Source organism: Pseudomonas sp. 6D_7.1_Bac1 (assembly GCF_025465945.1).
GTDB lineage: Bacteria > Pseudomonadota > Gammaproteobacteria > Pseudomonadales > Pseudomonadaceae > Aquipseudomonas.
In genome coordinates this window covers 12,142-34,219 of the sequence record NZ_JANLNW010000004.1, presented here as the reverse complement: position 1 = coordinate 34,219, position 22,078 = coordinate 12,142, and the positions used below count along the sequence as shown (strand labels likewise).

At 62.7% G+C, this 22,078-nt stretch carries 19 protein-coding genes; 4 read left to right on the top strand and 15 right to left on the bottom strand.

The window, feature by feature from the left end; genetic code table 11:
* Positions 1-4 precede the first annotated feature (4 nt).
* From NTD87_RS00840 to NTD87_RS00770, 15 genes are all read right to left on the bottom strand, one after another.
* Positions 5-658, bottom strand: a complete 654-nt coding sequence (locus tag NTD87_RS00840; protein ID WP_262111207.1) for a formate dehydrogenase subunit gamma — start codon at positions 656-658, stop codon at positions 5-7.
* On the bottom strand, positions 655-1,605 hold the full coding sequence (gene fdxH / locus NTD87_RS00835) for a formate dehydrogenase subunit beta (protein ID WP_262111205.1): 951 nt from the start codon (positions 1,603-1,605) through the stop codon (positions 655-657). The genes NTD87_RS00840 and fdxH overlap by 4 nt, the downstream gene beginning before the upstream one ends.
* Positions 1,605-4,670: a formate dehydrogenase-N subunit alpha gene (gene fdnG, locus NTD87_RS00830; RefSeq protein WP_262111203.1), complete on the bottom strand. Its 3,066-nt coding sequence runs from the start codon at positions 4,668-4,670 to the stop codon at positions 1,605-1,607. The genes fdxH and fdnG overlap by 1 nt, the downstream gene beginning before the upstream one ends.
* Before the next feature lie 216 nt (positions 4,671-4,886).
* Positions 4,887-5,762 carry an SDR family oxidoreductase gene (locus tag NTD87_RS00825; protein ID WP_262111201.1) on the bottom strand — a complete coding sequence of 292 codons (876 nt, stop codon included), beginning with the start codon at positions 5,760-5,762 and terminating at the stop codon, positions 4,887-4,889.
* Between the two features lie 26 nt (positions 5,763-5,788).
* Positions 5,789-6,937: an acetyl-CoA C-acetyltransferase gene (locus tag NTD87_RS00820; RefSeq protein ID WP_262111200.1), complete on the bottom strand. Its 1,149-nt coding sequence runs from the start codon at positions 6,935-6,937 to the stop codon at positions 5,789-5,791.
* 401 nt (positions 6,938-7,338) lie between these two features.
* Positions 7,339-8,394 (bottom strand): acyl-CoA dehydrogenase family protein, encoded by a 1,056-nt coding sequence (locus NTD87_RS00815; protein WP_262111199.1) that lies wholly within the window; start codon positions 8,392-8,394, stop codon positions 7,339-7,341.
* A gap of 11 nt (positions 8,395-8,405) precedes the next feature.
* Positions 8,406-9,572: an acyl-CoA dehydrogenase family protein gene (locus NTD87_RS00810; protein ID WP_262111198.1), complete on the bottom strand. Its 1,167-nt coding sequence runs from the start codon at positions 9,570-9,572 to the stop codon at positions 8,406-8,408.
* A 10-nt stretch (positions 9,573-9,582) separates the two neighbouring features.
* The gene (locus NTD87_RS00805; protein WP_262111196.1) at positions 9,583-10,338 is read right to left on the bottom strand and encodes an enoyl-CoA hydratase family protein; all 756 of its coding nucleotides are present in this window, start codon (positions 10,336-10,338) and stop codon (positions 9,583-9,585) included.
* Between the two features lie 11 nt (positions 10,339-10,349).
* A complete protein-coding gene (locus tag NTD87_RS00800) occupies positions 10,350-11,417 on the bottom strand; it encodes an NAD(P)H-dependent flavin oxidoreductase (protein WP_262111194.1) in 1,068 nt (355 codons plus the stop codon).
* 2 nt (positions 11,418-11,419) lie between these two features.
* On the bottom strand, positions 11,420-12,304 hold the full coding sequence (locus tag NTD87_RS00795) for an enoyl-CoA hydratase (RefSeq protein WP_262111193.1): 885 nt from the start codon (positions 12,302-12,304) through the stop codon (positions 11,420-11,422).
* A gap of 35 nt (positions 12,305-12,339) precedes the next feature.
* On the bottom strand, positions 12,340-13,128 hold the full coding sequence (locus NTD87_RS00790; protein WP_262111191.1) for a CoA-transferase subunit beta: 789 nt from the start codon (positions 13,126-13,128) through the stop codon (positions 12,340-12,342).
* 12 nt (positions 13,129-13,140) lie between these two features.
* Positions 13,141-14,022, bottom strand: coding sequence for a CoA transferase subunit A (locus tag NTD87_RS00785; protein WP_262111190.1), 882 nt, complete (start codon positions 14,020-14,022; stop codon positions 13,141-13,143).
* 11 nt (positions 14,023-14,033) lie between these two features.
* Positions 14,034-14,933 carry a VOC family protein gene (locus NTD87_RS00780; RefSeq protein ID WP_262111189.1) on the bottom strand — a complete coding sequence of 300 codons (900 nt, stop codon included), beginning with the start codon at positions 14,931-14,933 and terminating at the stop codon, positions 14,034-14,036.
* 268 nt (positions 14,934-15,201) lie between these two features.
* Positions 15,202-16,323 (bottom strand): LLM class flavin-dependent oxidoreductase, encoded by a 1,122-nt coding sequence (locus NTD87_RS00775; RefSeq protein WP_262111188.1) that lies wholly within the window; start codon positions 16,321-16,323, stop codon positions 15,202-15,204.
* 120 nt (positions 16,324-16,443) lie between these two features.
* Positions 16,444-17,628 (bottom strand): flavin-dependent monooxygenase, encoded by a 1,185-nt coding sequence (locus NTD87_RS00770; RefSeq protein WP_315975255.1) that lies wholly within the window; start codon positions 17,626-17,628, stop codon positions 16,444-16,446.
* A gap of 317 nt (positions 17,629-17,945) precedes the next feature.
* Here NTD87_RS00770 and NTD87_RS00765 point away from each other — a divergent pair, with 317 nt between their 5' ends.
* Genes NTD87_RS00765 through NTD87_RS00750 form a run of 4 tightly spaced genes read left to right on the top strand, consistent with a single transcriptional unit; the run spans position 17,946 to position 21,990 of the window.
* Positions 17,946-18,461: a flavin reductase family protein gene (locus tag NTD87_RS00765; RefSeq protein WP_262111186.1), complete on the top strand. Its 516-nt coding sequence runs from the start codon at positions 17,946-17,948 to the stop codon at positions 18,459-18,461.
* Positions 18,462-18,471: 10 nt separating this feature from the next.
* Positions 18,472-20,142, top strand: coding sequence for an FAD-binding protein (locus tag NTD87_RS00760; RefSeq protein ID WP_262111185.1), 1,671 nt, complete (start codon positions 18,472-18,474; stop codon positions 20,140-20,142).
* Positions 20,130-20,885 (top strand): glucose 1-dehydrogenase, encoded by a 756-nt coding sequence (locus NTD87_RS00755; protein WP_262111183.1) that lies wholly within the window; start codon positions 20,130-20,132, stop codon positions 20,883-20,885. Before NTD87_RS00760 ends, NTD87_RS00755 begins: the two co-directional genes overlap by 13 nt.
* A gap of 13 nt (positions 20,886-20,898) precedes the next feature.
* The gene (locus tag NTD87_RS00750; RefSeq protein ID WP_262111182.1) at positions 20,899-21,990 is read left to right on the top strand and encodes a ferredoxin--NADP reductase; all 1,092 of its coding nucleotides are present in this window, start codon (positions 20,899-20,901) and stop codon (positions 21,988-21,990) included.
* Positions 21,991-22,078 lie beyond the last annotated feature (88 nt).

The window sequence follows — 22,078 nt, the reverse complement described above, 5'->3', positions numbered from 1 at the left end:
GGCATCATCCTTTTTTGGTTACCTGGCTGTCGGGCTTCTCGTCGCGCGTCACCTCGCGGTACCAGAGCTCATGGTGTTTCTTCGCCCAGGCGCGACTGACCCAGCCATGCAACATCGCGCTGACCGAGCCCTTGATCCAGATGCCGGCGTAGATGTGCACGATGATGCTCAGCACCAGAACGAACGCCGCCAGAGCATGCAACAGCATCGCCAGGCGAATCGAAGTGATACCGAAGTATTGACTGAAATAAACCCGCCAGATCACCACCCCGCTAAACAGCAGCACCAGCATGCAGACCAGCAGGGTCCAGAACAGCAGCTTCTGCCCGGGGTTGTATTTGCCGATCGGCGGCACGCCCTCCTCCTCGTTGCGTATCACCCGGTCGATTCGTTTGAGCCACAGGCGGTCGTTGGCAATAAAAAAATTGGCCCGCCAGAAGCGGATGACCAGCGCCATGAAAAACACGAACATCAGCACCCCCATGAACGGGTGCAGAATGCGTGTCCAGGGCCCGCCGCCGAATAGCTGGCTCAGCCAGAACAACGACGGGTGGAACAGGGCCAGACCCGACAGGGCCGCCATAAAGAACAGAATCGCCACCAGCCAGTGATTGGTGCGTTCGTTGGCGTTATAGCGCTGGATCGTTTTGTCTTTCATGGTCGTTTCCCCTCCTGCGATCCAGGTGTGTTCGGGTCATAGACATGCACGGCCGGGTCGACCTCGTGCACGCTGGGGTCCTTGCCGGGCGGGTGCTCGTCTTCCTCAACGCGCTGTGGGCCGATGCGCACGTAATGGAAGAATCCCGCCAGCACCGCAGCCCCCATTGCCAACAACGCCAGTGGTTTGCTTACGCCTTTCCACAGCCCTACCAGCGGGCTGATGACCGGCTGATTCGGCAAGCCGGCGTACAACGATGGCTGGTCGGCGTGGTGCAGGACGTACATCACGTGGGTGCCCCCGACACCGGCGGGATCGTAGAGGCCCGCGTTGTCGAAGCCCCGCGACTTGAGGTCAACGATGCGTTCGGCCGCATGCTCTTTCATGTCTTCCTTGCTGCCGAACACAATGGCGCCGGTCGGACAGGTCTTGACGCAGGCCGGCTCCAGCCCGACCGCCACCCGGTCCGAGCACAGCGTGCACTTGTAGGCCTTGTGGTCTTTTTGCGAAATGCGCGGAATGTTGAAGGGGCAGCCGGTGATGCAATAACCGCAGCCGATGCAATGGTCCTGGTCGAAGTCGACGATGCCATTGGCGTGCTTGATGATTGCCCCGGGGCTCGGGCACGCAGCAAGGCAGCCAGGTTCGGCGCAGTGCATGCAACCATCCTTGCGGATCAGCCATTCCAGGTTGCCGGCGTCGGTTTCGTGCTCGGTGAAACGCATCAGGGTCCAGGTCTGGGCGCTGAGGTCCTGAGGGTTGTCGTAGGTGCCGTGGTTGTGACCGACCTCGTCGCGCAATTCATTCCATTCCGAACAGGCCACCTGGCACGCCTTGCAACCGATGCACTTGGTGGTATCGATCAGCTTGGCGACTTCCTCTTGTTGACGTACCGAGGGTGGCAGAGTCGTGGTGGCCGAACGGGCAATGATGTCTTGGTTGGCCATCAGATTTTCTCCACGTTGACCAGGAACGACTTGGATTCCGGGGTCTGTGTATTGCCATCACCGAGAAACGGCACCAGGGTGTTTGTCAGGTAGCCATGCCGGGTTGCCCCAGTGAAACCCCAGTGCAACGGGATGCCAATCTGGTGCACGGTCTGGTTGTTGACCTGCAGCGGACGGATCCTCTTGGTCACCACCGCTACTGCTTCGATATGCCCGCGCTTGGAGCTGACCCGCACCCGGTCGCCAGCGGCAATCCCCTTCTCCTTGGCCAGGGCTTCACCAATCTCGACGAACTGCTCGGGCTGGGTGACGGCATTGATCGGGCAATGCTTGGTCCAGAAGTGGAAGTGCTCGGTCAACCGGTAGCTGGTGGCGGCATAGGGGAAGTCCTTCGCCGTCCCGAGACTCTCCCAGACCGAGTCGAAGATGCGTCCGGCCGGGTTGCTGGTCGCCTTCTTGTTGGTGGGGTGCAGCGGGTTGATGCCGATAGGCGTTTCGAACGGTTCGTAATGTTCCGGGAAAGGGCCTTCGTTCATCTTGTCGAGGGCGAAGAAACGCGCCACCCCTTCGGGGTTCATGATGAAGGGGTTCATGCCCGCTTCCGGCGCCACGTCGGCCTTGTAGTCGGGCACGTCGGTGCCGCCCCAGGTCTTGCCGTTCCACCACACCAGGCGCTTTTTCGGATCCCAGGGTTGCCCCTTCAGGTCGGCCGAGGCGCGGTTGTAGAGAATGCGTCGGTTCATTGGCCAGGCCCAGGCCCACCCCAGGTTCTGCTTCATCCCGAAGGGGTCACTGTTGTCGCGGCGGGCCATCTGGTTGCCCTGCTCGGTCCAGCTGCCGCAGAAGATCCAGCAGCCGGACGCCGTGCTGCCGTCGTCCTTGAGCTGGGCGAAACCGGACAACTGCTGTCCGGCCTTGAGCGTCGCTCCCGTGGCGTCGGTGACATCGGCCATGGCGTAGCCGTTGAATTCCTTGGCGAGCTCTTCCGGCGTAGGATCGTCGGGCACCTTGTAAGGCCAGCTAAGCTTGAGAATCGGCTCGGCGAAGGCACCGCCGTTGGCCTGATAACGCTGACGCAAACGGATGAACAGCTCGCTCATGATCTTGATGTCGGTGCGTGCTTGCCCCGGGCCGTCAGCGCCCTTCCAGTGCCATTGCAGCCAGCGGCCGCTATTGACCAGTGAGCCGTCCTCTTCGGCGAAGCAGGTGGTGGGCAGGCGGATGACTTCGGTCTGGATGCTCGCCGTTTCGACATCGTTGTAAGGCCCGACATTGCGCCAGAACTCCGAGGTCTCGGTGGCCAGCGGGTCCATCACCACCAGCCACTTGAGTTTGGCCAGCGCGGCCATCACACGGTTCTTGTCGGGCAAGGCGGCGATGGGGTTGAAGCCCTGGCAGACGTAGCCGTTGACCTTCCCGTTGGACATCATGTCGAACACTTTCAATATGTCGTAGCCGGGGATGTCGAGCTTGGGCAACCAGTCATAGCCCCAGTGGTTGTCGGCGGTGGCGTTGGCGCCGTACCAGGCCTTCATCAGGCTGACATGGAACTTGCCGTAGTTCTGCCAATAGGACAACTGCCCGGGCCGCAATGGCTTGAGCGCACGCTTGGCAATGTAGGTGTCGTAATCCTGCTCGGCATCGCCCGGCAGCGTCAGGTAGCCCGGCAGCAGGTTCGACAGCAGCCCAAGGTCGGTCAGGCCCTGGATGTTGGAGTGCCCGCGCAAGGCATTGACGCCCCCGCCCGGCATGCCGACGTTGCCCAACAGCAGTTGCACCATGGCCGCACTGCGAATCATCTGCGAGCCGGTCGAATGCTGGGTCCAGCCCAAGGCATAGAGAATCGTCATGGTCTTGCCCGGTTGTGAGCAGGTGGCGATCTCTTCCCAGATTTTCTGCATGGCGTCTTGCGGCATGCCGCAGATCTGGCTGGTCAGCTCCAGGGTGTAGCGGCTGTAGTGCTGCTTCATCAACTGGTAGACGCAACGCGGGTGTAACAGTGACGGGTCGACTTTGGCGAAACCGTCTTCGCCGATTTCATAGCCCCAACTGGACTTGTCGCTGTAGGTGCGTTTGGCCGCGTCGTAGCCGGTAAACAGCCCGTCCTCGAAGCCGAAGCCCTCCTTGACGATGAACGACACGTCCGTATAGGCGTGCACGTACTCGTGCTGGATTTTGTTTTCCGTGAGCAAATAGTTGATCAGACCGCCCATGAAGGCGATGTCGGTGCCGGTGCGAATCGGTGCGTAATAGTCGGCCACCGAGGCGGTACGGGTGAAACGCGGGTCGATCACGATCAGTCGCGCGTGGTTGTGCGCTTTGGCTTCGGTCACCCATTTGAAGCCACAGGGGTGGGCTTCGGCGGCATTACCGCCCATCACCAGAACCAGATTCGCGTTGGCGATATCGGTCCAGTGGTTGGTCATCGCACCTCGGCCATACGTTGGGGCAAGACTTGCCACCGTCGGGCCATGTCAGACACGTGCCTGGTTATCGAACCCCAGCATGCCCAGACTGCGAACGACCTTGTGGGTCATGTAACCGGCTTCGTTGGAGGACGCCGATGCGGCGAGAAAACCCACCGACAGCCAACGATTGACCGTCTGGCCCTGAGCGTTCTTCTCGATGAAGTTGGCGTCACGGTCGGCCTTCATCAGGTCGGCGATGCGATCCAGCGCGTCATCCCAGGACACCCGCGTCCACTCCTTGCTGCCCGGCTTGCGTACTTGCGGGTATTGCAGCCGGCTGGGGCTATGAATGAAGTCCAGCAGGCCTGCACCTTTGGGACACAGCGTGCCGCGGTTGACCGGGTGGTCGGCGTCACCTTCGATGTGGATGATGCTCTGGGTGACGTTCTTGGCCGTATCGCCCTGGCTATACATGATCAAGCCGCAACCCACCGAACAGTAGGGGCAGGTATTGCGGGTTTCATGGGTATGGGCCAGCTTGAAGTGGCGGACTTGCTCGGCGAAGGCTGGCGCTGGTGCCATACCCAATGCGGCGAGGCTGGAGCCTCCAAGGCCGATAGCGGCGACCTTGAAGAACTGACGACGGTTGAGGTCCATCGTGCACTCCTGATCAGGTGAAGTTGCCCGGTAGTTGGCCGGGAAATCCTGGACGATCACGGTGGTCGCAGTACGGCCACCGATAGTTGAAACTCTAGTCAAGATTGCAGGGGACGTAACGAAACCCGATCATCGGCGATGTACTCAGGAGCCCAGCTCGCCATCGCGGGAAAACAACAGGCGCCGACAACTGGTTGGAGCTGGACGCCTGAACCGTCAGCTGCCATAAACCTTCGCTGCTGGCACCGCTTGCGCCAGCAATTGCTGTACCGCCTCACCCACTTCGTCCACGGCCCAGCGCCCTTGCCTGTCCAGCTGCGGACCACGGCGCCAGCCATCGGCAATCGACAACTTGCCGCCCTCCACTTCAAACATCTGGCCATTGACCGCGCCAGACGCTTCGGACCCCAACCACACCACCAGCGGTGCGACGTTCTCCGGGGCGAAATAGTCGAAACCTTCCTGCGGTTTTTTCATGGTGTCAGCGAACACTTGCTCGGTCATACCGGTGCGTGCAGCCGGGGCCAGGGCATTGACGGTAATCCCGTAACGCCCCAGTTCAGCGGCCTGAACCAGGGTCAACGCGGCGATCCCGCCTTTGGCCGCAGCATAGTTGGACTGGCCGATGGAGCCCTGCAACCCGGCGCCGGAACTGGTGTTGATGATCCGTGCGTTGACCCGCGCACCGCCCTTGGCCTGCTCACGCCAGTAACGCGCGGCGTGGCTGGCGATGCAGAAATGCCCCTTGAGGTGCACTGCCACCACCGAGTCCCAATCGGCTTCGCTGAGGCTGGTGAACATCCGGTCGCGGCAGATGCCAGCGTTGTTCACCACCACGTTCAAACCGCCGAAGGTTTCGATGGCCTGACGCACAATCAGCGCGGCGTCGTCGTAGCGGGTGATGTCGTCGCTGTTGGCCACGGCGCTGCCGCCCTGTCCGAGAATTTCCCCGACCACGGCCAGTGCCGCGTCACGGTTGATGTCGTTGACCAGCACCTTGGCGCCCTCGGCGGCAAAGGCCAGCGCGTAGGCACGGCCCAGTCCACCACCGGCTCCGGTGATGATCACGACGCGGTTTTCACAGCTCTTCATGCTCATGTTCCTTTCAAAGATGTCGCTTACAAGCGTTCGATAATCGTCACGTTGGCCTGGCCACCGCCTTCGCACATGGTCTGCAAACCGAAGCGCCCGCCGCTGCGCTCCAGCTCATGCAGCAAACTGCACATCAAACGCGTACCGGTAGCGCCCAGCGGATGGCCGAGGGCAATCGCGCCGCCGTTGACGTTGGTCTGGGCATGGGGGTAGCCGGTTTCCTTGAGCCAGGCCATCGCCACCGAGGCGAAGGCCTCGTTGATCTCGACCCGGTCGATGTCTTCCAGCTTCATGCCGGCGCGTTTCAATGCGTAAGCGGTGGCCGGGATCGGCGCGGTGAGCATCCAGATCGGGTCTTCGGCGCGCACGCTCAGGTGATGGATGCGCGCACGCGGTGTCAGGCCATAGCGTTTGAGCGCAGTTTCCGAGACGATCAGCAGGGCACTGGCGGCGTCGCAGGTCTGGCTCGACACTGCAGCAGTGACCCGATCACAGCCGAACAGAAACTCCAGCTCGACCATTTTTTCCAGGCTGGTCTGGCGCGGTGTTTCGTCATGCACGACGCCGGCCAGCGGCACGATCTCGCGGGCAAAGCGGCCCTGCTCGATGGCGTGCAAGGCCCGTTGATGGGACTCCAGCGAATAGGCCTCAAGATCGGCCCGCGACAGGCCCCACTTCTCGGCGATCATCTGCGCCGAGCGAAACTGCGTCGGCGGTTGCGCACCGTAACGCTGGACCCAGCCTTGCGAGCCGCTGAACGGATCGCTGAAACCCAGCGGTTCGGCAGCGATCATCGCCGAGGAAATCGGGATCTGGGTCATGGTCTGCACACCACCGGCAACCACCACGTCCTGGGTGCCGCTCATCACTGCCTGGGCGGCAAAGTGCACGGCCTGTTGCGACGAACCGCACTGGCGGTCGATGGTGGTACCCGGCACCGCGTGCGACAGGCCGGCGGCCAGCCAACTGGTGCGGGCGATGTCCCCGGCCAGCGGGCCGATGGTGTCGACACAGCCAAAGATCACGTCGTCGTAATCCTCATCGGGAATGCCGTTGCGCTCGACCAGCGCGCGCAACACATGGGCGCCCAGATCGGCGGCGTGAATCTGGCTCAAACCACCCTTGCGGCGCCCGGTGGGCGTACGCAGGGCGTCGACAATATAGGCTTCAGGCATGCTCTACCTCGATTCAAGAAAGAAAATCAGTTGACTGATGCAGCGCTTTCGCGAGCGGGCCCTAATGCCAGTCAGTTAAGGATGGGCATTTCCCTGTGGCGAGGGAGCTTGCTCCCGCTGGGGCGCGAAGCGGCCCCTCTCTTCACAAAAGAAGGGGACTGCTACGCAGTCCAGCGGGAGCAAGCTCCCTCGCCACAGGTTCAATATTCGGCTTAACTGATCGGCATTAGGACAAGCCCGCTCCCACACTTGATTGGCGTCGTGCACAAGTACTGCGTCCGCCACAGATCCCTGTGGGAGCGAGCCTGCTCGCGATGAGGCCAGTACCGCCAACATCTCTGCTGGCTGGGCCACCGCTTTCGCGAGCAGGCTCGCTCCCACAGGTTTCGCGTTGGCCTTGATCAGAATGTGCTGCTTGCTCCCAGGGCCATGGCGCCGTCGAACAGCGCATGGCGCACGCGAGCCTTGTGCAGGCCGCGATCGCCCCAGACCTTGTCCAGCGCCCAGGCGCGTTTCATAAACAACTGCAAATCGACTTCCCAGGTGTACCCCATGGCGCCGTGGGCCTGGATCGCGTTTTTCGCCGCGAGCATGGCGGCTTCGGCCGTCGCCAGTTTGGCGTGGGACACCTGCACGTCCTGCCCCGGCAGCTCATGAGCCACCGCATAGGCGGCGCGATACAACGGGCCTTTGGCGAACTCGATCTGCACTGCGACGTTGGCCATCAAATGCTTGACCGCCTGGAACGAGCCGACCGGTTTGCCGAACTGTTTGCGCTCGAAGGTGTAATCCACCGCCAGGTCGACCATGCGTTTGGCCAACCCCAACAATTGCGCGGCGCTACCAAGGGCGCCGCGATTGAACGCTGCAGCCCACAGGCGTTTGCCTTGCTCTGCGCTGGCCACGCAGGTGGCGGCGGTCGGCGTCCACTGCACCTGGAACAACTGCCGGCTCGGGTCCACCGAGACATTACGGGTCAGGCGGACAGCCTCGGGCTTGAGCGCGTGGACTTCATCGCCGTGAGCCAGCAGCAGCAAGTCGGCGACATGGGCGTCGCTGACCAGCGGGTTACCCGGTTCGGCCACCGCCAGCCGCGCGCTGCCCTCGGCGACACTGGCCAGCCAGTACTGCTTGAGCGCGGCGTGGCGTTTATCAAGACCGGCGAGCAGCGGCACGCCGATCAACATCGTGTCCACCAGCGGCTCGGGCATACCGGCGTAGCCACATTCCTGAGCCAGCAGGACGAAGTCCAAGGCGTGCATGCCCATGCCGCCGAATTCTTCGGGGACAGTCAGCGCACTCAGGCCCAGCGCCACCAATTGCCCCCAGAGTGCATCGCTGCGACCGGTGTCGCTGTGCCACAACTCGCGAATGCGCTCGGGGGTGACTTCGTTGATCAGAAAGCTGCGAACGCTGTCCTGAAACAGCAGTTGATCGCGACTGAAACTAAAATCCATGGTGTTTGTCCTCAGGCCCGCGGCATGCCGAGCATGCGTTCGGCAATGATGTTGCGCTGGATCTCATTGGTACCGGCGTAGATCGGCCCGGCCTGGGCAAACAGGAAACCGTCGAGCCAATGGCCGACGTCACCGGCCGCCGGGGCTTCGGGCAGCAATTCGCCACGCAGGCCGAGAATGCTCATCGCGGTGTCGTGCATGCGTTGGTCGAGCTCGGACCAGAAGATCTTGTTGGTCGACGATTCCGGGCCGATTTTGCCGCCCTGCACCAGCTGCGAAGCGGTCATGTAGGTGTTCAAGGTGTAGGCCTCGGCGTCGAGCCAGGCGCGCATCACCGCCTCGCCGATGGCCGGATCACGGTCGGCGGACTCGCGATTGGCCTGGTACAACTGAACCAGACGCCGGGCGGTTTCCTGAAAACGCGCCGGCGAGCGCAGCAACAAACCACGTTCGAAACCAGCGGTGGACATTGCCACATGCCAACCCATGCCCTCGCCGCCCAGGGCGTTCTCTACCGGCACCTTGACGTCGTCGAAGAAGATCTCGGCAAACCCCGGCAAGCCGTTGAGCTGCGGGATCGGCCGCACAGTGATGCCAGGCGTGTCCAGTGGCAGCAGAATGAATGTCAGGCCTTGATGGCGCTGGGAGTTGGGGTCAGTGCGAAAGATCCCGAACGCCCAATCGGCCCACACGGCCCGGGTCGACCAGGTTTTCTGGCCGTTGATCACGTAATGGTCGCCGACCCGCTCGGCCCGCGAACGGATCGCCGCCATGTCGGAGCCGGCGCCGGGCTCGGACCAGGCCTGGGCCCAGATGTCTTGCCCGGTCGCCATGCGTGGCAGAAAACGGGCTTTCTGCTCCTCGCTGCCGTACTCCATCAGGGTCGGGCCCAGCAGGAAGATCCCGTTCTGGTTGACCCGCGCCGGCGCGCCCGAGCGGTAATATTCTTCTTCGAAAATCAGCCACTCGATCAGGTCGCAACCGCGCCCGCCGAGTTCGGTTGGCCAGGTCACCATGCCCCAACGACCGTCATTGAGTCGGGCCTCCCAGGCGCGATGCTCGGCAAAGCCCTGTTCGGTGTCGAAGGACGCCAGCGGTTCGCTGGGCACGTTGGCGGCCAGCCAGGCTCGCGCCTCTAAGCGCAGGGCCTGTTGGGCCGGGGTATAAGTCAGGTCCATTGGAATGCCTTCAGCCGTTGAAGTGGGCAGCGCGTTTCTCGACGAACGAGTCACGAGCTTCCTGGGAGTCGAGCGAGCGATAGGCTTCGAGGGTCAAGCCTTGCTCGCGGCGGTATTTGTCTTCGAGGTTGCCGTCTTCGATGCCATTCAAGGCTTCCTTGGCCAGGGCGATCATGCCCGGGCTTTTCCCGGCGATACTGCGGGCGATCTGCAACGCCGCTTCACGCAGCTCTTCGCGCTTGACCACCCGCTCCACCGCGCCGAGGCGCCAGGCTTCGGCGGCGTCGATCATCTCGCCGGTGAAGTACATATGACGGACCTTCTGCACCGGGAACAACCGCTGCAAATGCGCCCCGCCGCCCATGGCGCCACGGTCGACTTCCGGCACGCCAAACCGCGCACACTCGGACGCCAGCAGAATGTCGGCCGCGCCACAGATGCCGATGCCACCGCCGAGGACGAAACCGTGCACGGCGACAATCACCGGTTTCGGATTGCGGTGAATCGCCTTGAAGGTGTCGTAGTTGCCCTTGTTCACCGCAACGATCAGGTTGCTGTCGGCGGCCAGTTCCTTGATGTCGACACCGGCGCAGAAACCCCGGCCTTCGGCGCGGATCACGATCACCCGCACCGAGTTATCTGTGCCCAGTCGTTCGATTTCGCTGGCGATATCGGCCCAGCCCTGACAGTTGAAGGCATTGACCGGAGGCTGGTCGAACACCAGCTCGGCGATGCCGTTATCGATACTCACGCTAAATGCTTTCATCGGTTGTTCCTTCACGATACGCGGCGGCACAGCTCGCCCAGACGCGCTTGCGCGTCGCGGACGATCTGTTCAATCAGTTCGGCGCAGCTGGGCAAGCTGTCTATGCTCGCGGCAATCTGCCCGGCCGGCAGCACACCTTCGGCGGGCTTGCCATCGACCATGGCTTTCTGGATCACCATCGGCGCGTTGGCGGCCATCAGGCTTTGCGCGGCGGTCAGCTCGCCGCTGCCGCGCATCTTCAGCGCGCTGCCCAACAGTTGCATCAGGCTCAGGCCGCTATGGCGCCGATACGCCAGTCCACTCTGGAACGCCAGCAACAAGCGCCGGAACGCGCCGCTGTCTTCCAGTTGGTCGAGCAATTCATTGCGGATCATCCGTTGCGGCATGCCATCGATGGCGCGGCTGATGATGATCGCGGCAGGGTCGGTGACCGCCAGGTAACGGGCCAGGGTCGCCGCCGGCACCGGGCTCTCGGCGCACATCAAAAACCGCGTGCCCATGGCGATGCCTTCGGCGCCGTAGGCCAGGGCCGAGATCAGTCCATGGCCGTCCTTGAAACCGCCCGCCGCCACCACCGGCACCGATACGGCCCGAACCACCTGGTCGAGCAACAGCGACGTCGGCACCACACCGGTGTGACCACCGCCCTCACCGCCCTGCACGGTCACCGCATCAGCGCCCATTTCCACGGCTTTTTGCGCGTGCTTGAGGGCGCCCACGGTGGGGATGCACACCACCCCGGCATCCTTCAAACGACCGATCATCTGTTTACCGGGCGAGCGGCTGTAACTCACCGCCCGCACTTTGTGCTTGAGCACCAGTTCGACGATCTCGGCCGCGTTGGCCTGGTACATATGAAAATTCACCCCGAATGGCTGCGCGGTCAGGCGCCGGGTTTCGAGGATCGCCGCCTCCATTTTCTGCGGTTCGATGGTCGCCCCGGCGAGAAAGCCGAAGCCGCCGGCATTGCCGGTGGCCGCCACCAGTTTCGGGTCGGCGACCCAGCCCATGGCGGTCTGGATGATCGGGTAACGGCAACCGAGCAGCTCGGTCAGACGGGTGTTCAGAGAAACCGTCATGTTCAGGCTCCGTCGGCGGTGCGTTGGGCGCTGGCCATGGATTTGGCGTCGTAGCCGCCAAGCCGGTCGCCGGACACCAGTTCGTTGTGCGCATGGGCGAAGTGATGCAGACCGAACACCATGTCCATGGTCGCGCGCTTGCCCATCAGGTCTTCGGCGTTGTTCACCGCCTGCTTGCTCAACTGCAGCCCCAAGCGCGGCATCTGCGCGATGCGACCGGCGATGTCCAGCGTGTCCTGTTCCAGGGTTTCACGCGGCACCACGCGGTTGAGCATGCCCATCTGGTAGGCCCGCGCTGCGGGCATGCGCTCACCGAGGAACAGAAATTCCTTGGCGATGCGCGGGTTCAATTCATGCACGTGGGCGAAGTACTCCACGCCGGGAATACCCATGCGCACCACCGGGTCGGCGAAGTACGAATCTTCACTGGCAACGATCAGGTCACAGACCCAGGCAAGCATCAGCCCACCGGCAATGCACGCGCCCTGGACCATGGCGATGGTCGGCTTGGGCATCTCGCGCCAGCGTCGGCACATGCCAAGGTAGACCTCCTGCTCGCGGGCATAGAGAAACTCGCCGCCCGGCTTGTTGGTGTGGTCGTACCACAGGCTGGCGCGGTCGAATGTCTGGTGCACGTCCCGTCCCGGCGTGCCGATGTCGTGCCCGGCGGAGAAATGCTTGCCAGCACCGCGCAGCACGATGACTTTCACTTCATCGTCGTCGCAGGCCCGGCGAAACGCCGCGTCCAGCGCGTAAGTCATCCGCGAGTTCTGCGCGTTGTGGTACTCGGGGCGGTTCATGGTGACCAGCGCCACCGCACCGCGCACCTCGTAAAGCACCACCTCGACCTTGGTCTCGGCTTCGTTATAGTCGTTATGTTCAGCCATCACTTTTCTCCGAAACGGGACTGCAAGGGCTGCACTCAGCGCTGGCCGGGCGGGTTGTCTTTGAGTTGACTGGCGCGCAGGTTGTGCGGGTCGAGGCGCTGGATCAGTTGCAATTGCTCAAGGGTTGGCGCCGCCGTGGTCGGGCACTGCGCTGGCGCATGCAAGGCAAAACCTGTGTTGTCTTGAACCTCGGCCAGGGTCACGCCGGGGTGCAGTGAGCGAACCCGCATCTGGTGCTCCGGGCCTTGAAAATCCAGCACGCAGAGGTCGGTGACGATCAACCGGATGTCGATCTCGTCCAGCGACCAGCCACGGGCCAGGCGCGCCGGGTTGTAGCCGACCGAAGCGACCATATCGACCTCGCCTTCGACAAACACCCGACGGTTATGGCTGGACACGCAAAAGGAGTTGGCGTGGCTGATGGAGTTGCCGGGAAAACCACGCACCCCGAGCATCTGCGCCTTGGGTTTGGCGTAGTCACCAATGCAGGAAATGTTTGCCTGGCCGAAGCGGTCGATCTGGGTCGGGCCAACCAGCGCATGGCGCTTGCCACCCCAGACGTTGTCGAAAATCCGCGAAAAACCCATCCAGCTGTCGCGCTTGGGCTGGTAGCCGTTACGCGCACCCAGCGGCACCGGTTCGGCGACCATGTAGGCTTCGGAGTCGGTCATCAGCAGCTGCGGGTTGCTGCTGAGCATGGCCAGCGATGCCGCCAGACGCGGGATCACGCCGATGCCGGTGGCCAACACTTCGCCGTCATCGCGCCAGGCTTCGGAGGCCGCGCAGATCATCAGTTCGGCGAGGCTGTAAGTCGTAGTGCTCATCGGAAGGCTCCCTTAGAAAATCGGCAACGGCAGTTGACGGATCGCGGCCAGGCCACCGACCTTGTCCAGGTACTGTTCGTGGCTGCACTCGACGTAGTCGCGAACGTAGGCCAGCCAGCCATCAGGGGCCTGGGCAGAGGCGTTGTAGGTCTTGAAGTGCGGCACATCGAAGCCATACAACGGCGCGCAGGACGATGGGTGCGCCCCGCCAGGCACGTGGGCCACGCCGGTGGTCAGGTTGCGTTCCCAGAACACTTGATGGGCGTGGCCGGCGTCGGCGTGGAAATACTCGCTGTCGACCAGTTCGTCGCAGGTCACGTAGCTGCGAGCCGCCGCACGGACGAACAGGTCGTCCATGTAGTGATCGGGGCCGCTGATCTGGCACACGCCACGGGCATCGGCGCGGTCGACATGCAGCAGCGCCGCATCGAGCTTGAGCGCCGGCATCGCCACCCAGTCCTTGCCGTCGGCATAGGGCGAGGCAATCAGCTTGATCTGCGGGGTGTGGCGCAGCACATCAGTGCCCAGCCCTACTGCCGTCGGAATGAACGGCACGTTCATCGCCGCTGCACGCAGGCCGAGCAACAACATGCCTTCGTCGATTTCCATGATCTCCAGCGCAGCCTCCTGACGGGCCTTGCGGAAGTACGGCTCCAGTGGAATGAAATCGAGGGAGACGAAGGCAAACACCAGTTTCTTGATCTTGCCGGCCGCGCAGAGCATGCCGACGTCCGCACCGCCATAGGCGACCACGGTCAGGTCCTTGAGGTCGGAGCGCAGAATCTCGCGGATCAGCGCCATCGGCTTGCGCCGTGGGCCCCAACCGCCGATGCCGATCGTCATGCCGTCACGCAGCTCGCCGACGATTTGCGCGGTGGTCATTCGCTTGTCCATGGTCATCGTCCTCATGGCCGGCCCACGCTGAAGTCATGGCCCCAGTGGCTGACCACGGTGCTTTCAAACGGCGTGTGCCGATCCCAATCCACCACCAGCCCATCGCAACCGTATTCGAGGTCAAAGCCCGACGGCGTCTTGATGTAGAACGAGATCATCTGGTCGTTGGTGTGCTGGCCGAGGGTGGCCGAGAGCTTGACGCCGTTGGCGTGCACCCGGTCCAGCGCCCTGCCGACTTCATCGAGGGCATTGACCTCGACCATCATGTGCACGCAACCGTGGGGCATCGGGTATTCGAAAATCGCCAGCGAGTGGTGGCGAGCGTTGTTGCAGTGCAGGAAGTGAATGGCTTTTTCCGGCTCGGCCAAATCTTCCGTGAAGCGCACCTTCATCAGGTCCGACAGGCCGAAACCCATGACCTGCTCGTAGAAGTCCCGGCAACGGGCGAAGCTCGGCGCAGGCAATACAACGTGGCCCATGCCCAGCTCGTTGGTGACAAACCCTTTGACCCCGACTGGCGAAACGAAACGGGCGAAGTCCTGCAACGGCCCCCAGAACAGCTCGTGGCGGTTGCCGTCCGGGTCGCTGAAGCGCACCAGTTCCTGAACCTTGCGCACGCCGGCCTCGGCCGCAGTACCGCGCTCGACCTGAACATCAGCCTCTTGCAACTCAAGGATCGCCTGCTCAAACGCAGCCTTACCGGCGACTTCCCAGCCACAGGCGCCAAAGCCGTCTTCGGTGCTTTTCTGCACCAGGAGGCGGTAGTGGCGGTCGTCCATTTTCAGGTACAGACGCTGATCGTCATCGCTGCCCGCCGAGACCATCATGCCCAGCACCTGGCTTGCGTAATGACGCCACTGCGCCAGGTCGCGCGACAACAGGGTGACGTAACCCAGACCACGGATATCCATGGATGCACTCCTCGTTTTAACCAGCCCGAGCCACCCCCGCAGGGAGGCCTTATGGACAACGATTTAAACGGCTTGCGGCGGCGCCAACATCGTCCAATGGGACTAGCGCAGCAAACACAAAAAGACGGGGCCTGGAGACAAATGTGGGAGCGAGCCTGCTCGCGAAAGCAGTGGGTCAGGTGACATTGATGTCGACTGACACACCCTCTTCGCGAGCAGGCTCGCTCCCACATGTTTTGCGCGTTAGCTGACTGATGTCAGCCGATCCTCAGGCCTTACGAAAATACGGAATCACCTTCTCGCCAATGTTGCGCAACGTCTCCAGCTGCGCCCATTGCGGGACGGTGCCCATCTGGCAGATGAAGAGGATTTCGTCGGCGCCGGCATCGATCAGCCGTTGCACGTAACCGATGCAATCCTCCACCGTGCCGTAGGCGTGGTTGGGGTTCATCATGGCCATGGTCGGGTCGGAGAAATCGACGCTGACCTCTTCCGAGGCAAAGCGCGACTTGATCACGCTCTGGCCGTTGCCATCGACGAAGGTGTCGTCTTTCCACTTCTCCGGGTCCGGACGCTCACCGCCGCCGTACCAGTAACCCAGCGACTCCATGAAATAGCGCTGACCACGAATACCGATGCGACGCGCTTCTTCGTTGTTTTCCAGAACGATCGCCGGGCACAGGGCCGCGATGTGCCGGTTAGGACGGAAACCCACCTGCTTCTTCAGGTCACGGTTGTCCCACGCCTCGTGGTACACCTCGACTTTTTTGGCGATTTCTTCCGGGCCACCGAAGCCCAGCACCAGTGCGCCCATGCCGCGACCGCCGGCATTTTTTAGCGACTCGGTGTTGGTGCATGCCAGGTACATCGGCGGGTGCGGGTCTTGATACGGCTTGGGGTGGATCGGGCGTTTCGGAATCTGCACGAAGTCGCCGTGGTGCTCGATTTCGTCCTGGACGAAGATTTTCGGGATCAGGTACATCATTTCGTCGATCTGCGGTTGCAGGGTCGCCAGGTCGTAGCCGAAGGTGCCGGCCTCTTGCTGGGTACCGCCCTTGCCGACGCCAAAGTGCACACGGCCCTTGGACAGCAGGTCGAGGGTGGCGATGCGTTCGGCGACTTTCACCGGGTGGTTCATCGCCGGTGGCAGGCAGACCACGCCGTGGCCGATACCGATGCGCTCGGTTTTACCGGCGACGAAGGCCAGTACGGTTTCCGGGGCTGACATGTGCGAGTAGTTGCTCAGCGCGGTGTGCTCGACGCACCAGAAGGTATCGAAACCGAGTTGGTCGGCAAGCACCGCCTGCTCGACGGTGTCTTCGAAAATCCGCCGGTCGCCCTCACGGCTGGAGTCCACTGTCTGGGCTTCGTAAATCAATGAGAATTTCATGCTGGATCCTTGTTATCAGGGGATGCGCGGTCGGCGCCAGGAGCCGCGCCTTGTGGTGCATGCTCGGTCAAAGCCGGGTCGCTCGAATCACGCAAACGGACTAGCTAAAGTCGATGGTATTCAGAGGAAGAAGTCATTGCTGTCCTGGCCCATGCTCACGCCGCCGAGGTTCCAGGCGTACTTGGCCGGGTTGTTGGCCACGTGGGCGCGTCCGGTATGAATGTCGCGGAATGCCCGGTTGATCGCGTGGCTGCGAAAGATCGTCGAAGCGCCGCTGTTGAACATCAGATCCGCCACGGCTTTGGCGCATTTGTCAGCCACCAGCGCCGAGTCGTAACGCATCTTCACTCGCTCCGGCATGCTCAGCGGCTCACTGCTCTGTGCACGTTCAAGCATCAAGGCGAAGTTACGCAGCAGCACGGTCTTGCACTCGTCGACACAGACCATCGCATTGGCCAGCGCACTCTGGGCCGCCGGGTCCTGGACCATCTTGCGTCCATCATTGACCCCGACCCGCGCGCGGTTGTGGACAACAAACTGATCGACCGCGCCCTGCAAGGCACCGATGGCCGAGGACGACACCGCCCGCACGAAAATCTGCCCGAACGGCAGGCGAAACAGCGGCGCGCTGTTGACCGCATTGCCTGGGCTGTTCTGCATGAAACCGTCGAAGGCACGGTGAGTGCGGTACTCGGGAACGAAGGCGTTTTCCACCAGGATGTCGTGGGAACCCGTTGCTTCCAGGCCCATGACATTCCAGTTATCGAGAATCTGATAGTCACTGCGCGGCACCAGAAAGGTTCGATAATCCGGCGCACCGCCCGGCTCTTGCGGCGGCACCAGGGCGCCGAGGAACACCCAGTCGCAATGCTTGCTGCCCGACGAGAAGCCCCAACGGCCGCTCAGCTTGAAACCACCCTCGACCACCTCGACCTTGCCCACCGGCATATAGGACGAGGAAATCAACACGCTGGAGTCGTTACCCCACACGTCTTGCGCGGCGCGGTCATCGAACAGCGCCAGTTGCCAGTTGTGGATCGCCACCACCCCCAGCACCCAGGCCGACGACATGCAGCCTTCGGCGAGGGTCATTTGCACTTCAAAAAAATCCTTGGGTTCCAGTTCATAGCCACCCCAGCGCGCAGGCTGAAGCATGCGGAAGAAGCCGGCCTCGTGGAAATCGCTCAGGGTTTGCGCCGGCAACTGGCCTTGCTGCGCGGCGTGCGGTGCGCGTTCACGCAACACCGGCACCAACTCGCTGGCCCGTTGGCGCAAACGCAGGCGTTGCAGATCGTGGTTGAGCATCAGGTTGTTCTCCTTGGGAACCCCGTCCGCCGGGGCGCGCGTGCAGCGGCCCATTCAAACAACCCCAAAGACACCGGACATCCCTCAAACGGACCATGTGCCAACACCGCTGCTAACAACCAACACAAAACCCTGTGGGAGCGAGCCTGCTCGCGAAGGCGGCGTGTCAGGCAACATCAATGTTGAATGTTATATCGCCATCGCGAGCAGGCTCGCTCCCACAGGGTAATGCGGTGACTAGTCCCCTTGGACGATGTTGCCACGAGCCCACGTTGCAAGAATTCATCGCACTCCATGCACCACGAGAGGGCTGTGCGATGAATGATGTCAATCTGAAAGCCGATATGCTCCAGGCCATGCGCCGCCTGGCCAAGTCCGTCACGATTATCAGCACCAGCAATGGCGCCGAGCGCTTTGCCATGGCCGCCACGGCGGTGGATTCGCTGAGCACCGAGCCGCCGTCGCTGCTGATCTGCGTGAACAAGACTGCCTCACCTCACGCCGCACTGGCGACCGGCGCCGGGTTTTGCGTGAACATCCTCGGCGTCGAACAACAGGAGCTGGCGCACCTGTGCAGCGGTGCGATCAAGGGTGAAGCGCGGTTTGGCAGCGGCAACTGGCTGACCAGCGCCGAGGGCATTCCGTACCTGGCCGACGCGCAGTCGGCGATCCTTTGCCGTCAGGACGGACACTTCAGCTATGGCACCCACACCGTGTTCATTGGCCGCATTGTGCAGATTCACACCAGCGCCATGATCACCCCGCTGGTCTACCTCGATGGCAGCTACACCACCACCGCCAAACCGACCCCTTCCCTCGCCGCAGCCGGTTGAGGTCGCGACCATGGACGCTTTGACGCCATTGCGGGTGAGCAGCGCCGAGCAACTGCGCTGGGACGACAGCTGCGATTTGCTGGTGGTCGGTTTCGGCGGCGCCGGGGCCAGCGCGGCCATTGAAGCGACCAGTCGTAGCTTGAACGTGCTGGCCGTGGATCGCTTCGCCGGCGGCGGCGCCACAGCACTGAGTGGCGGCGTGGTCTATGCCGGGGGCGGCACGCCGTACCAGCAACAGGCCGGTTACGCCGACAGCAGCGAGGCGATGTTCAACTACCTGCGCCAGGAAGTCGGTGAAGCCGTCAGTCCTCAGACCCTGCGTGATTTCTGCGAACGCAGTGTCGAGCAACTGGCCTGGCTGGAACGCCAAGGCGCACGCTTTGAAGCCAGTGTGCCGCCGCATAAAACCTCGTACCCCAGCGACCGGTTCTACCTTTATTACTCCGGCAACGAAGCCCTGCCGAACTACGCCGCACACGCCGCACCAGCCCCACGCGGGCATCGCTGCAAAGGCGCGGGCATGTCCGGCGCCAGCCTGTTCGCCGCGCTGAAAAACAGCGCTTTAAACAACGGCGTACGCCTGCACAGTCAATGCGAAGTGCGGCGTTTGGTGCTCGACGGCAACGATCAGGTGATCGGCGTTGAAGCCTGGCAACTGCCACCCGACAGTCGTGCCGCCCGCCAACACGCGCGACTGAGCCGCTGGGCCAGCGCGATTCATATGTACGCGCCAGCGCTGGCGGACAAGCTGCGCGTACGACAGCGACGTATCGAACAACACAGCGCCGAGCGCCGGCTGATCCGTGCCAGCCACGGCGTGCTGTTGAGCAGCGGCGGCTTCATCTTCAACCGTGCGCTGGTCGCCCGGCACGCGCCGCAGTACCTGGCCGGTTTGCCGCTGGGTGCGACCGGTTGCGACGGCAGCGGCATCGCCCTCGGCCAAAGCGCCGGTGGCAGCGTCACGCGGATGGAAAAGATCAGCGCCTGGCGCTTCATCAATCCACCGCTGGCCTGGGCTCGCGGCGTGATCGTCAACGCTCGCGGGCAGCGCTACGCCAATGAAGAACAATACGGCGCGACCCTCGGCCATGCGATGGTCGAGGAACAGGACGGCCGGGCGATTTTGATTCTGAACCGGGCGCTGGTGCGCGAGGCGCTGCGTCAGGTCGGCCCGGGCAAGGTCTGGCAATTCCAGCGCCTGCCGGTGTTGCTCAACCTGCTGTTCAACGCCAGGCGCAGCAACAGCCTCGCCGGATTGGCCAAGCGCTGCAATCTGCCGCCCGAGCAACTGCGCCAAAGTGTCGAGCGCTACACCCGCGCGGCACACGGCGAGATCGCCGATGAGTTCGGCAAATCGCCGGCAATGCTCGCCTCACTCGAACACGGCCCGTGGTACGCCCTTGACCTGTCCTTCGACAGCAAATTGTTCCCCTGCCCGGTGATCACCCTCGGCGGGTTGAAGGTCTGCGAGCAGAGCGGCCAGGTCCTCGATCATCAAGGCACACCGATTCGCGGACTCTACAGCGCCGGACGCAACGCCGTGGGCGTCGCCTCCAACCTGTATGTCTCGGGCCTGTCACTGGCCGACTGCATTTATTCCGGGCGCCGGGCCGCATCCCACGCGTCCGGGCACGCCGCTGTTAAAACCACACGATCAGGAGAATCACCATGCAACGTGTAGAAGGCAAAGTCTGCATCGTCACCGGCGCCGCCAGCGGCATTGGCCGCGAAGACGCTCTGCTGCTGGCCAGCCAGGGCGCCAAGGTCGTGCTCACTGACCTCAACGACGAGTCCGGGCGCCAGGTCGCCGCCGAGATCGGCAGCAACGCACTGTTCATCCGCCACGACATCGCCAGCGAAAGCGATTGGCAGCGCGTAATCAAAACCACCGTCGAACACTTCGGCCGTCTCGATGTGCTGGTGAACAACGCCGCCATTCTGGCCCTGGGCAGCATCGAGGACACTACGCTGGAGCTGTGGCAGAAGGTGCAGAAGATCAACGGCGAGGGCTACTTCCTCGGCTGCAAGTACGCCATCGCGGCGATGAAGGAAACCGGTGGCGGCTCGATCATCAACATGTCGTCGGTAGCGGCGCTCGGCGCCATGCCGATGTTCTGCGCCTACTCCGCCTCCAAAGGCGCGGTGGCGGCGATGACCCGTTCGATTGCCTTGCACTGCAAGCAACAGGGCTACCGCATCCGCTGCAACAGCGTGCACCCGGACGGCGTCAACACGCCGATGACCCAAGCCTTGACCGGCGGCCAGGCGATCCCTCAGGAAACCCTCGATCAGGACCCGATGAACCGCATGTGCGCGCCGCTGGACATCGCCAATGTGGTGCTGTTTTTAGCCAGCGACGAGTCGCGTTTCGTCAACGGTGCCGAGATCCGCGTCGACAACGCCCAATTGATCAGCGGGATCTGAAGCCGAGGTGAACATGGGCACGCAACAGCTGAACCTGAACCCGGCCGAACCGTCGATCACCGGCAGCTACCTCTTGCAGGTGAGCGCGGTGATCGACGAAACCTTTGATGCCCGCTCGCTGGTGTTTGAAGTGCCGCCAGCCTTGCGCGAGCGCTTTCGCTACCGGCCGGGCCAGTTCTTGAGCTTTCGCGTGCCGTTCGCTGGCAAGTTGTTGACCCGTTGCTATTCCATGGCCAGTTCGCCGCTGTGCGACGCGCTGCCCAAGGTCACGGTGAAACGGGTCGAGGGCGGCCGGGTGTCGAACTGGATGAACCAGGTGCAGGTCGGCGACTGGCTGGACGTGCTGCCACCGGCCGGGCATTTTTGTCTGGATTCACCGCGCAACACCGATGAACAACGACCACTGGTGCTGTTCGGCGGCGGTTCGGGCATCACCCCGGTATTTTCCATTCTCAAGTCAGCGCTACACAGCGGGACGCGGTCGATCACCTTGATCTACGCCAACCGCGACGAAGCGTCGGTGATTTTCAAGGAGGAGCTGCGGCAACTGGCCAAGGCTCATCCCGAGCGGCTGGAAGTGTTCCACCTGCTGGATTCGGTGCAAGGTTTTCTCAGTGATGCCCAGGTTCGGCAACTGGTGCGCCATCGCCGGGCGGGTGAGTATTTCATCTGCGGTCCAGGACCGTTCATGGACACCGTGGAAGGCGCGTTGCTGGCCCTGGGCGAATCCCGCGAAACCATTCACGTGGAGCGTTTCGTCTCGCCACCCGACCCGGATCAGCTTGAGGCGCTGGAGATTCAGGCCCGGGCCGCCGCTGCCGAATCGGTCTGCGAGGCGTTGATCGTCGAACTCGACGGCCAGCAACACGAAATCGCCTGCCAACCCGGCGACACTTTGCTGCAAAGCTGCAAGGTCGCCGGGCTGGATGTGCCGTCGTCGTGTGAAGAAGGCTTCTGCGGCGCCTGCATGTGTGTGATCAAGGAAGGCCAGACCCAGCTGGCACGCAACGATGTGCTCAGCGAGCGCGAACTGGCCGACGGCTGGACCCTGGCCTGCCAGAGCCGCCCCACCGGCGCTCGTGTGCATTTAAAGTTTCCCGATTGAGATTCAGTGCGCCAATAGTCCCAACGGACGATCACGGCAGGCCGGACTGCAGTTAGACTCGGCCGCAACCTGCTGGCCCACAACAATA